The 12,664-nt window shown below is 50.1% G+C and carries 10 protein-coding genes; 3 read left to right on the top strand and 7 right to left on the bottom strand.

The annotated features are described in order from the left end of the window. Positions 1–532: 532 nt before the first annotated feature. Positions 533–1,120 carry a hypothetical protein gene (locus HMPREF0860_RS05995; RefSeq protein ID WP_021330484.1) on the bottom strand — a complete coding sequence of 196 codons (588 nt, stop codon included), beginning with the start codon at positions 1,118–1,120 and terminating at the stop codon, positions 533–535. A gap of 296 nt (positions 1,121–1,416) precedes the next feature. On the opposite strand from HMPREF0860_RS05995, the gene HMPREF0860_RS05990 reads away from it, so the two are divergent. Continuing rightward, positions 1,417–2,907 (top strand): acyl-CoA carboxylase subunit beta, encoded by a 1,491-nt coding sequence (locus HMPREF0860_RS05990; RefSeq protein ID WP_021330424.1) that lies wholly within the window; start codon positions 1,417–1,419, stop codon positions 2,905–2,907. Between the two features lie 183 nt (positions 2,908–3,090). On the opposite strand, the gene HMPREF0860_RS05985 is transcribed toward HMPREF0860_RS05990, so the two are convergent. The 6 genes from HMPREF0860_RS05985 to HMPREF0860_RS05960 all read right to left on the bottom strand — a co-directional run bounded on the left by HMPREF0860_RS05985 (position 3,091) and on the right by HMPREF0860_RS05960 (position 9,841). Next, a complete protein-coding gene (locus HMPREF0860_RS05985; protein WP_021495593.1) occupies positions 3,091–4,026 on the bottom strand; it encodes an AEC family transporter in 936 nt (311 codons plus the stop codon). Between the two features lie 73 nt (positions 4,027–4,099). After that, positions 4,100–4,984 carry a 3-hydroxy-5-phosphonooxypentane-2,4-dione thiolase gene (lsrF, locus tag HMPREF0860_RS05980; protein WP_021330480.1) on the bottom strand — a complete coding sequence of 295 codons (885 nt, stop codon included), beginning with the start codon at positions 4,982–4,984 and terminating at the stop codon, positions 4,100–4,102. Between the two features lie 161 nt (positions 4,985–5,145). Further along, on the bottom strand, positions 5,146–6,222 hold the full coding sequence (locus HMPREF0860_RS05975) for a substrate-binding domain-containing protein (RefSeq protein WP_021330428.1): 1,077 nt from the start codon (positions 6,220–6,222) through the stop codon (positions 5,146–5,148). A 76-nt stretch (positions 6,223–6,298) separates the two neighbouring features. Beyond that, on the bottom strand, positions 6,299–7,336 hold the full coding sequence (locus HMPREF0860_RS05970) for an ABC transporter permease (RefSeq protein ID WP_021330450.1): 1,038 nt from the start codon (positions 7,334–7,336) through the stop codon (positions 6,299–6,301). A gap of 3 nt (positions 7,337–7,339) precedes the next feature. Continuing rightward, the gene (locus HMPREF0860_RS05965) at positions 7,340–8,311 is read right to left on the bottom strand and encodes an ABC transporter permease (RefSeq protein ID WP_231364364.1); all 972 of its coding nucleotides are present in this window, start codon (positions 8,309–8,311) and stop codon (positions 7,340–7,342) included. A 33-nt stretch (positions 8,312–8,344) separates the two neighbouring features. Then, entirely contained in the window at positions 8,345–9,841 is a 1,497-nt protein-coding gene (locus HMPREF0860_RS05960) for a sugar ABC transporter ATP-binding protein (RefSeq protein WP_021330444.1), read from the bottom strand. A 289-nt stretch (positions 9,842–10,130) separates the two neighbouring features. Here HMPREF0860_RS05960 and HMPREF0860_RS05955 point away from each other — a divergent pair, with 289 nt between their 5' ends. Both HMPREF0860_RS05955 and lsrK read left to right on the top strand, forming a co-directional pair. Continuing rightward, positions 10,131–11,057, top strand: a complete 927-nt coding sequence (locus HMPREF0860_RS05955) for a sugar-binding transcriptional regulator (protein WP_021330437.1) — start codon at positions 10,131–10,133, stop codon at positions 11,055–11,057. Positions 11,058–11,088: 31 nt separating this feature from the next. Continuing rightward, positions 11,089–12,663, top strand: a complete 1,575-nt coding sequence (lsrK, locus tag HMPREF0860_RS05950) for an autoinducer-2 kinase (protein WP_021330465.1) — start codon at positions 11,089–11,091, stop codon at positions 12,661–12,663. The last annotated feature ends 1 nt before the right edge of the window (position 12,664 follow it).

The following is a 12,664-nucleotide window of genomic DNA, read 5'->3' as shown; positions in this document are numbered from 1 at the left end:
TACGGGCGGTGTTCCGCCTCCGCCTGAATCGCTGCCGTTCGAGCAGCTTATCGCCAGACCTGTAAGCAAAAGTGCGGCTGAGACGAGCGCCGCAACTCTCGTTTTCTTGTTGCTTGAGTTAAATCCGCTCATAAAAAACTCCTCTTAAATGATTTTGTTTGCAAAATAAAAAGCGCACCGAAGAGATGATTCTTTTCGGTACGCTTGTTGTGTAAGAATTTGAAAAGAGAGTAAGTTCCGGTATGGACGCCGGCAGAGTTGTTTGTCGATTATTTACGGATTTTGTGTTTTGAAAACAATTTACGCTACGCGAACGAACGAACGAACGAACGAACGAACGAACGAACGATTATACGGCGCCCGCGCGCTTTGTCAAGTACCCGAACGGGACTTTGTGCCTTTTGTTTTACATTGTGTCGCGCAAGGGGTGCAATGTTACGGAGCGGAATACTGTGTGCGCTGCGGTATTGTTCCATACTGGATATTATAACATAATTCGAGCAAAAAACAAGTTTTATGCCGAATTAATTGATTATATATTTTCCACTTCCTGCTTGGAAAGACCGGTGGCTTGCGTGATAATATCGATGGAAACACCGAGCCGTTTTAAGTTGCCTGCATCCTCTAAGGCTTTTCGGTGTGAACCGTCGGAGAAGCCTTGTTTGATTCCTTGTACAATGCCTTGTCTTCTGCCTTTGCTCATTCCGGCAACAACGCCTCTTTCAAAGCCGATTTTCTCGCCTATAAGGGAACCTTGTCTGAGTAAATCATCTCTATGAATATTCAATGACATATACACACTCCTGAACTTTTCGTTGTTTTTGGTGCTCTCAACAAGTCCATCGATAGTCTGCGTAAAATGACTTGTTGCCTGTTTTTCGCAAAGATAGCGCAGCAGTGCATGTAATTCATCGTCTTTTTCTTTGCCGTATGCACTTGCATTATAAAACACTTTATAGGATTTGTCAGCAAGAAAAAGGCCGCTCTCTTCTCTGCACGTATTTTCAAAGGTGTATACGGGAAACCCTTTGTTGAAAGGGTCTTGCGTGCAGATAAAGAGTACGTAACTGTCCTTGAGTTCGGCATAACTCTGCCCGCGCAGTAAACAATCTACGTCCATGAGGCTTTGATAGTACCGAACATAAAATCATCGGTAAAGGTAAGTTCCTCTACGCTTTTGTGACGGGGAAGAGAATCCATGTGCGCCTCCTTTAAACATAGGGTTTGAGCAGATAACCGCTCATCTTTATTATAGGCGCGGACAGTGCAAAAAGCGGAACAAAAGGGAAAAGTTTTTGCAATTATTGTCCCGGTACGACTTCGACATAAAATTGATTTTTGTCATATTGACAGCGCGGAAACGATGGGTTATCATAGAGCGTACGTTTAAATTATTTTGAAACGAGGAATTGTCTTATGGAATACAATGTCGAAAAACAACACGAAAAAGGAAAACTCCACGCAATAGAACGGATTCGCGCTCTGTGCGATGAAAATTCGTTTATGGAAATCTATTCGGGTGTGCGCCATAACTGCACGAGCTTCGGTATGGAAAAAAAAGACCTGCCCTACGACGGCGTCATCACCGGATTCGGAAAGATAAACGGAAGGCCGGTCGCGGTATACGCTCAGGATTTTACGGTGCAGGGCGGCTCGCTCGGCCTTATGCACGGCAAAAAAATCGCCGAACTCATCGACAAGGCGGTCGAAGCGCGGTGCCCCGTTATCGGTATAAACGATTCCGGCGGAGCGCGCATTCAGGAAGGCGTCGACGCGCTGTGCGGCTACGGAGACCTCTTTTATCAAAACGTCCGCGCATCCGGTTCGGTGCCGCAGATTTCGATCGTTGCAGGCCCCTGTGCGGGAGGCGCCGTGTATTCGCCGGGCATCACCGATTTTATCTTTGCAATCGACAAGATAAGCGAACTCTTTATCACCGGCCCGAAAGTCGTCAAATCGGTTATGTTTATGGATATCTCGTCGGAAGATTTGGGAGGAGCGGCTATCCACTCGAAAAAATCGGGCGTCGCGCATTTCCGCTGCGAAAGCGAAAACGACTGCTATCGAAAAGTGCGCGCTCTGCTCGACTACATCCCCCATTATTTCGGCGACGATCTCGCACAAAACGAAAAATACAAATTCGACGCGAAGAAAAAAGCGAAGCGCATTGAAGAAATCATTCCCGAAAACCCGCGCGCCGGTTACGATATCCGCGAAATCATCAACTGCTGTATCGACGACGATTCGTTTTTTGAAACGTCGGCCGAATTTGCGGTAAACTGCGTCACGGGTTTTGCAAAGATCGAAGGCAAATCCGTCGGCATCGTCGCAAACAATCCGATGGGTGTCGGCGGCGTGCTCGACTGCGATGCAAGCGACAAAATCGCGCGCTTCGTCCGTTACTGCGACGCGTTCGGCATACCGCTTTTAACTTTCGTCGACGTTCCCGGCTTTATCCCCGGCCCGCAGGAAGAACAAAAAGGCATCATCCGGCACGGCGCAAAAGTGATCTACGCGTACAGCGAAGCGAGCGTTCCGAAAGTGACCGTCATCGCGCGCAAAGCGTACGGCGGCGCATACATCGCGATGTGTTCGAAACACCTCGGTGCCGATTACGTATACGCGTGGCCGAAAGCGGAAATCGCGGTTATGGGTGCGGAAGGCGCGATCGGCATTTTGTACGCAAAAGAACTCAAAGATCCGTCGAAAGCGGCCGAAGTCGCGGCAAAATCCGAAGAATATAAAACGGAGATAATGACGCCGAAAATCGCGGCGAAGCGCGGTTATGTCAGCGAAGTGATCGAACCGCAGGAAACGCGAGAGCGCATCGCACGGAGCTTTGAAATACTCGCGCGAAAGCGCAGCATGGACACACCTTTGAAAAAGCACGGCAATATCCCGCTGTGAGAGCTGGCGGTACGGCGCGCGATACCGTTTCGCTGTAACCGCTCGCGGCACGATGCGCCTTGCAGTCCCTCATGCCGAAGACAGATTGAAAAGCAAATTACTGTAATGAACATACGGCTGCGCACATGCGCGGTCGTTTTTATTCGTGCGGATAGTAGTGAGAACGGCATAGTATTAAAAGGCTCACACGACAAAAGACGCAAGCACGATATAGCCGAAAATCGTAATGAGCGTATAGAGCGCCAAATACGCGCTCAAAAAAGAGCTTTCATCTTTTCCGTTTACAAATACGCCGTACGCATATGTCGGCGGCATGATAAAATACAGGACGGCACCGAAACGATACAGCGGATCGGAGGGGTACATCCGGCCGCCAATATAATAGACGATACCGCCCATAAAAAGTGCAAAGACGAGCATGCGCGCTAAAACGGTTTTCAGCGTATCGCTCCATTCGATATTCGAAAAAGTAAGTCCGTAACCAACCGTCATGATAATAATCGGTCCGACGGGTGCTCCGACAAAGTTCAAAACGTCTTCGAAAATACTCCCTGCTCGTGTCGACGAAAGATACTGCCCGAAGCCGGTTACGGAGCAGAGTATGCCTGCAAGGATCGCGATATTCACCGGAGTCGCAAGCGATTTTGCAAGTTCGGAAGCGCGGAGCTTTCCTTTTATACGAAGCTGCAGAATCGAGATGATGACCGCCCACTGTGTGACGGCGCCTCCCGCATCGAAGAGCGCAAAGTGATACAGATCGCTTTGTCCAAAAAGCAACATAAAAAGCGCATAGCCGATCGACCCTCCTTCTATCGTCGCGCACATAAACGGCGCAACGGGCGTTTTAATTTTTAAAAGAGCGCATACAAGGATTCCGAACGCGAACGCTGCAAGATTCATCAGAGCAAATACGCCGAGCGTGAGTGATTCCCTCCACGTAAAGCGCATATTATAAAAGGCTGCAAAGAGTACAGCAGGCAGACACACTTTTACAATGAGCGATTTGATTTCTTCGATACCGCTTTCGCTTAAAAATTTCGTTTTCCGCGCCCACGCCCCTATTGCGATCATGACGATGACGGGAAGCGCGACTTCCGATATCCCTAAAAATCTTTCCATAAATAATTGTCAACTAAACACACACAAAAAAAGCCCGCCGCGCTCCGCGCGGCGGGTTCACAAAATCTTTCGCTTATTTTCTATTGATCTGTTCGGTATAGAATTCGAACGCTTCTTTGTCGGTAAATTTTCTGTGAACGATTTTTCCGATCGCATCGGCCATTGCAACCGGATGCGCGCTTTGGAAAATATTTCGTCCCATATCGAGTCCGTGAGCGCCGTCGCGTATTGCGTGATACGCCATTTCGAGCGCTTCTTTTTCAGGCAACTTTTTACCGCCGGCGACGACGATCGGTACGGGACAGGCCGCCGCAACTTCGTCAAATTCTTCGCAATAATACGTCTTTACGATATTTGCGCCGAGTTCCGCAACGATACGCGTCGCAAGTTTAAAATATTTCCCCGTGCGTTCCATATTTTTTCCGACTGCAACGACGCCGAGCGTCGGTATGCTGTAGCGCATAGCTGCGTTTATCGTCTTCGAAAGGTTGTCGATGCTTTCGAGCTGACCGTCGGCGCCGATAAAGGTTTGAACGGCGACGCAGTCCGCGTTCATTCTGATCGCATCTTCGATATCGACCGCAACGACTTCGTGACTCAAATCGTCCTGCACCATGGACGAACCGGAAGACACGCGGAGCGCGATGGCTTTTTTGCAGTCAGGGCGTACACAGGTACGCAGTGCACCCCTCGTCGCCATGAGAACGTCGACGTGATTATTGAGAAGCGGAATCAAAAGGTCGAGGCGTTCGAGCCCCGAAACGGAACCCATAAAATAACCGTGGTCAAATGCAAACATCACGGTGTTGCCGCTTTTGGGATTGAAGATATTCGATAAGTGTTTTTTCATGCCCCAATCGAGGTTTCCGGCACCTTTTACATAAAAGGATCCGTCAACGGCGAAACGGACATCCGTGTGATAATCGTGAGCGATTTTCAAACCGTCTAAATCTGCCATAGTGTATTCCTAAAATTATTAAAATCGATAGCAATAATGTGTAAAGTTACGGAGCTGTCGAAAAAGTAACCGATTTTTGAGACAGTCCCCTTCCCTGATCGACAAAAGCCGACGCACGAAACGAATCATGCGCCGGTTTTACTACGCGTTATAATTTCGATTTAGAAATTATATTTGTCCATGTTTTCTTTGGTAAATACCGCGCGCTCGGGAAGGAGCACGACGCCGGAATCGTTTGCCGTATAGGCTTTCGGATCGAGCACGGTGTTCGGTTCGACTTTTACGGTACCGATCGTCGGGATATCGATCGTATCTCCGACTTTCATACTGTGACCGGTCGCAGCCCAGTATGCGAGATAGCAGGAAATCGCGCCTTGGATACCGCAGTCCCACAAACCCCAGCGGGTGAGGATACCTGCGCGGCAGTAATCTTTGATCGCATTCGGAGTTGCAAAACCGGTGATCGTCACGTTCTTTTGATTGAGTCCGAGGTTTTGCGCAGCCTGGCACTGGCCCGGAAGAGCGGTCGAATCGTTACAGATGATCAAGTCGATGTCTTTGTGCGCGGAAAGGACGGCTTCTCCGACGGTGATTGCGCGCTCGGCATCCTGATTCGAATAGTAATTGGAAGGAGCGACGTTGACCCATTTCGGATATTTTTGACGGATATACTGTTCACCCGCTACGTGCCACGAGTTTTGATCCGTGACCGTCGCCTGCGAATAGTGCCAGCAGTATTTGATCGTATCCGCGTCGGGATTTTTGCCTCTCTCTTTCAAAGAAGCGACGCCCATGTCGACGAGCATCTTACCGAGTATATCGGGTGTACCCTGACTTGTCATAAGCAAGCGTGCGTCGGGATTTGAATCGGAATCCCATGTCATAACCGCGAGTCCCGCTTTGCGCGCGGCTTTCAGAGCCTGATCAACGCCGGCCGCATCGACGGTCGAAATCGAAATCGCGTCCGCCCCCTGCTGAATCGCATTGTTGATAATATTGACCTGATTCGCGACCGCCGCATCGGGACTGCCGTCGTACTTTACGGTAAAGCCGACTTGCTTTGCAAGTTTTTGCGCGCCTTCGTTTGCCACTTCAAAAAAAGCGTTGCCGCTGATTTTCGGAATGAACACGACAACAACGTTTTTTTTCGAACCACCGCCGCCTTCGTTCGCGCCGTTCGCAAATGCAAACGAGCCGACCAAAAGCGCCGCCAACATGATCGACAACAGTTTTTTCATAAATACCTCCTGATATTTTTCGTCGTCTGGCAGTTTTATTTATTAATAATTTTTCAAAAACGGGCATTTCGAAAAATTATTTTTGCACAGCACTAAATTCTCCCGCCGTCCGCCGCGTGCACTCCGGACGGAATTTTCCGACAATGCATTTCAGCGAAAAACCCTGCGCTGAAAGCCCTCGGGACGCGACGATGATGAGCAGCAGTATGCCGACGGGTATGTCGAGGTACTGCGTGTTCAATCCCGCCATCGATAAACCGAAACGCATAATGCCGATGACGAGCGCCGAAAGTGCCGTCCCTAAAATCGTACCGGTACCGCCGGTGATCGCCGTTCCGCCGAGCACGACAGCCGTAATGATCGGAAGCGTGAGCTCTTTACCGAAATCCGCTTTTGCCGTGCCGAGGTACGACGTAAGCACGATGCCTGCAATCGCCGAGCCGATACCGGAAAGCGCGTATGTCGTCATCACGATAAACTTCGTATTGATGCCGGAAAATTCCGCGGCGTTCGGATTGATACCGCAGAGGTACACATAGCGGCCGTACTTCGTACGGTGCAGAATAAAATAAGCGATAAACGCGATCGCGATAAAGAGCAGTATCTGCGACGGAACGATGCCGAAAAAGCGGAACTGCGTAAAGGCCGTAAACGCGGAAGGAAAACCGCTGATGCCTTTGTAGAGTTCGACTTTTGCAATGCGCGTGATCGAAATCGCCATACCCGAATATAAAAACGAACCGCCGAGAGTTACGACCATGGGTGGAACCCTCGCATAGGCGATGATAAAGCCGCTCAAAAGACCGCACAGCGCTCCTGCGACAACTGCGATGAGGCAGGCGGCATACACGTTCACGCCGCTTTGGAAAATGACACCGACGACGATCGACGTGAGACCGACGATGGAACCGGCTTGAATGTCCATGCCGCCTGCGATGATGACCATCGTCACAAAGAGCGAAATGATACATATCGAAATAAAATCGTTGATCGAACCGAGCAATACCATCGGACGCAAAAAGCGCGGATTCAAGATGCCGAACAAAACGATTTCGCACGCGATGACGGCGACGAGCAGCAATTCGTTTGTAAAAGTAAATCGTTTCTTTTCCATAAATTATCTGCTCCCCTCTTCCGCCGTCTTTGCCAAAAGCCGCGCTTTGCGCGCTTTTTCGATCGAATGATGTTCCAAAAGACCGTCTACCGTGACGATCGTTATCAACAGGATGCCCGTAATCGTACTGTCGTAGTCGGAAGAAAATTTCAAAAACACGAGGATGCGGTCGATCGACGCCATAATGATCGCCCCGACGGATGCGCCGAACAGAGAGCCGACGCCGCCCGAAAGGCTGATACCGCCGAGCACGCAGGCCGCGATCGCTTTCATCTCGTAGCCGTTTCCCGCAATCGGCGTTACGAATCCGATGCGGCTCACATAGATGCATCCGGCAATCGACGCGAAAAGCGAACACAAAACAAACGCGCTTATCTTCGTCCGCTTTACCGGAATGCCGATGAGTTCGGCTCCGCCGACGTTGTCGCCGACCGCGTAAAAATTGCGACCTAAAGAAACGCGGCGCAACAGCACAGAACCTCCGATCGCAATCGCAATCGTTACAAGATAAAACCACGTAATGCCGCCAAGCGTTGCCTGGCTCAACGCTTTGTATGCGAACGGGACGTTTTCCACCCACTTGCCGCCCGTATACACGTAGATGAGGCCGCGCACGACGCCGTTTACGCCGAGCGTCATGATGATGGAAGGAATGCCGAGGTAGACGAGTCCGAAACCGTTTATAAGGCCGCACACGATGCCGATAGCGACTGCGGCAAAAATCGCGAGCGCCCACGGAGAGCCGTCGCGGATCAAGCTCGCGCTCACGGCGGAAGCAAGCCCCATGACCGCGCCGACCGAAACGTCGATTTCACCGATGATGAGCACAAAGGCGATCCCGATCGATAACAGAGCAAACACGACGCTCGAATTGACCGTCTGCATAAGATTCCGCGCGGCAAGAAAATCGTGATTGACGATGCCGACGAGCAAAAACAGTACGACCGTGACGATGAGTGAAGAAAGGCTTCTCATTTTGAAAAATCGATTAAAAGACATGCGCCGCATTTATCCCACCTTTTCCTGTTCTACACCGAACGATGCCGCCATCAGCGCGTCTTCGTTGATTTTGTCTTTTGCGAATTCGTGATTGATCCTGCCGCGATACATCGTGACGACGCGGTCACTCATCGCGACGATCTCTTCCATATCGGAACTGATGAGCAAAATCGCTATGCCCGTTTTTTTCAATTCGTTGATGATCGCGTATACATCGCTCCTCGCTCCCGCGTCCACGCCGCGCGTCGGTTCGTCGAGGATGACGAGGCGCGGATTCGTCGAAAAGCATCTGCCGATGATAACCTTTTGCTGGTTGCCGCCGGAAAGGGAACCCATCTCCTGCGTATCGTCGGTCACTTTGATATGAAAGCCCGATATGTATTTTTCGGCAAGCAATTTTTCGCGCGCCGTATTGATGAGGATCTGCTTTAAGCTCGCAAGCCTGACCGGCGTGATATTGTTGCGCACCGTCGTCAATTTGAAAATACCGTTTAAAAATCTGTCTTCGGGAAGATAGTTGATGCCCTTTTCGATGATCCGCTTCGTCTTTAAGCCGGTGATGTCTTCGCCGTTCAGATACACTTTTCCGCCGAGCACTTTATCGCGTCCGTATACGGTCGTCGCAAGTTCGGTCTTTCCCGCGCCGACGACGCCCGTCATGCCGAGCACTTCGCCCGAATACACGTCAAGGTTCACGTCGGCGAAACCGTAACCGCTCAAATTTTTCAAAGAAAGCACGAGTTCTCGTTTTGACGGAGCGGCTGAAAGATTTTCGACATGCACTTTGCTCATGCTTTCGGGAGCAAGCCCTTTGAGCAGCATATCGTACGTAAAATCCTTTGTGTCGCCGTTCATCGTAATCGTGCCGTCGATCAAAAGCGCGATACGGTTCGCGATGACAAACACTTCGTTGAGCCGATGCGTAATATAGATGACGCTGACCTTTTTTTTCTGCAGCTCTTTGATGATTTTAAAAAGCGAGTTCACTTCGTCGAACGTAAGCGACGAAGTCGGTTCGTCGAAAAACATAACGCGCGCGTCTCGCATGAGACCGCGGAGGATTTCGACGAGCTGCTGTTCCGCAATCGAAAGCGTACGCGCCGTGCGGTTGAAATCGAGCTTCCAGCCGAGCTGAGAGACGATATCCGTCAAGCGATCGTGCAGTTCGCTTTTATTACCGGGAATTCCCATGACGACGTTTTCTTCGAGCGTCATATTCGGGAAGAGCATCGGCTCCTGCGGAATGAGGTAAACACCCGACGCGAGAGATGCCGAAGGATTTCCGAAGTGCAGCGATTTCCCGTCGACGAGTATTTCGCCTGAATCGGGCTTTTTGATACCCATAATCGTCTTTACGAGCGTGCTTTTTCCCGCGCCGTTTCCTCCGATAAGCGCGAGCACGTCGCCGGGATACACATCCAAGTCAATGCCTTTGAGCACAGCGTTGGAACCGAAAGATTTATAGATTTTCCGTACCGACAACATCGGGCTTACATCGCCGCCCATAGTTCGATTCCCCTTTTATATCTATTTTATATTAGAACTTTTGTTCCAATCAAAAACATTTTTATTATCTCAAGTATAAAACGGAAATTTCGTTTTGTCAAATAAAAACTATAAAATTTAACGAAATTTATATATTCGATACCGATAAACCGATATACTGACAAAATACCGGCAGAATCGGCTGAAATTTATTACCGATATATATATTTTTTTGTTGTGTTTTTTTTAATATCGTGATATTATGTTCATAAAGTGATATTTTGTTCAAATTAGGAGAAAAAAATCGAAAATGACGGCCGACTGGGAAAAAGAGCTTATCGTGCGAACAGCATGGTATTATTATATCAGGAAAAAAACGCAAAAAGAGATAGCCGATATGCTTTCCGTTTCGCGGATGCGCGTCATCCGTCTACTCGAAAAAGCCGAGCAGGAAAACGTTGTTCAAATCACGATCCACACGAATTTTCGCGGCAGACTCGAAGCGGAACAGGCGCTCATCGATTCGTACGCTCTTGCCGACGCTATCGTTATTCCGTCCGATGAAATGTACACGTCGGCTTCGCTTAACGACGCGATTGCAAAAGCGGCGGCTATGTATATAGATGAACATTTTTCCGACAATCCGATCATCAATATCGGTTACGGAGACACGACCGGCCGCTTTATGAATTATTTTTCACAGATTTCGAAAAAAAGGCCGACTTATGTATCGCTCACCGGAGGGGTCAGCATCTATTTGCTGAATACGCAGTCGTCTGCAGGCAACGCTTCCCTCTACCTTATCCCTGCGCCGTTGGCCGCATCGACGCCGGAAATGGTAAAAGCGATCAAAAAAGAAAGCGCCGTCATCGAAATAGCACGTATGCATACGACCGCAAGCTGTTCGGTTATCGGTATCGGCGGCGTCGACGACAATGCGACCGTCATCAAATCGGGTATCATACAAAAAAGCGATTTCGATTTTTTGAAAATGTGCGGCGCCGTCGGAGACGTACTCGCCCATTTTTTCGACGAAAACGGCAAGTTTATCACAAGCGCTACCGACGAACACTTGGTGACCTACCCTCCCGAATCGTTGAAAAAACTGCATAACGTTATCGCTGTCGCGGCAGGAAGCGCAAAGTACGTTGCGATCAGGGCGGCACTTCGAGCGCACTACTCCGATATCCTCATAACCGACGAGGATACCGCGCGTTGGCTTGTAAAAAATACATGATGATCGAGCGACAACACGAGGAGGCATAGTTATGGATAAAAAGTATTTGATGGCCGTAGATGCCGGTACCGGAAGCGTCCGCGCCGTCATTTTCGACGTACACGGAAACCAGATCGAATGCGTGCAGGAAGAGTGGAAGCACCTCGAAGATCCGAACTATCCGGGCAGCATGAATTTCGATTGGGAAAAAAATTGGAACGCGGCAAAGCGCTGCATATCGGAAGCGATAAAAAAATCGAACATCGAAAGCGGCGATATCGCAGCCGTTTCCACGACGTGTATGCGCGAAGGGATCATCCTCTACGATAAAAACGGAAAGGAACTGTGGGCTTGTGCAAACGTCGATGCTCGCAGTACTGCCGAAGTCATCCAATTGAAAAAGATGTCGCCGACGCTCGAACACGAACTCTATCTCGAATCGGGGCAAACGTATTCGCTGAGCGCCCTCCCGCGCATCCTTTGGGTAAAAAACAATCTCCCCGACGTATACGAAAAAACCGCCGCGGTCGGCATGTTCAACGATTGGCTCATCTATAAGATGAGCGGTGTCCTCGCCGTGGAACCGAGCAACGGTTCTACGAGCGGACTTTTTTCGCTTGAAACGAGAACATGGGACAAAACGATAGCGGAACGCTGCGGCTTAAAAAGCGATATATTTCCCGAATCGAAAGAATGCGGTACGCTTGCCGCCCGCGTCAGCCGCGAAGGCGAAAAAGAAACGGGTCTCAAAGAAGGCACGCCTCTCATCGTCGGCGGAGGCGATGCGCAGCTCGGCACGATCGGCGTCGGAGCGACGGAAGCGAACGATGCGGCGGTTTTCGGCGGAACATTTTGGCAATACGAATACAATACCGCAAGCGGAAAAATCGACGACCGCTGCGACATCCGCGTCAACTGTCACGCTCAGCCCTCGCTGTGGCAATACGAAGCGCTCGCATTTAAACCCGGCCTTTTTATGCGGTGGTACCGCGACGGATTTTGTGCCGAAGAAAAAAAAGAAGCCGCTTCTCTCGGAAAAGACGTATACGCACTTATGGACGAACGCTCGGCAAAAATTCCCGTAGGTTCGCACGGTATGTTTTGTACCTTTACCGACGTCATGAATTTTTCCGCGTGGCGGCACGCAGCTCCGACGTTTACGAACTTCGATTTGGATGCCGACAAATTCAACAAATATACGTTTTACCGCTCCATACTCGAAAGCACGGCCCTCGTCACCTACGGCCATATGCAGCTCGTCAAATCAGCGACGGGAAGCATGCCGCATGTCGTCACCTTCGCAGGAGGTGCTTCGAAAAGCAGACTGTGGTCGCGGATTGTCTGCGATGCGCTCGGCCTTCCGCTCCGCATTCCCGCAGTAAAAGAAGCGACGGCGCTCGGAGCTGCAATGCTTGCGGCAACGGGAGCCGGCATATACGCGAACGTCAAAGAAGCGGCGGACGCGATGGTAAAAATCGAAGCGACGCTCGAGCCTGATGCGGAAAATCATAAAAAGTATATGGAAATGTATAAAACGTGGCGGAAAATATACGATGCGGAGCTCGGTTTAAGCGACGCGGGCGTCACAAACTATATGTGGACTGCCCCGGGCATCGGCAAACATTGAG

This window comes from Treponema socranskii subsp. socranskii VPI DR56BR1116 = ATCC 35536 (assembly GCF_000468115.1).
Lineage (GTDB): Bacteria > Spirochaetota > Spirochaetia > Treponematales > Treponemataceae > Treponema_D > Treponema_D socranskii.
Note: the sequence above shows the minus strand (reverse complement) of the source record. Positions and strands in the feature narration are given on the sequence as shown.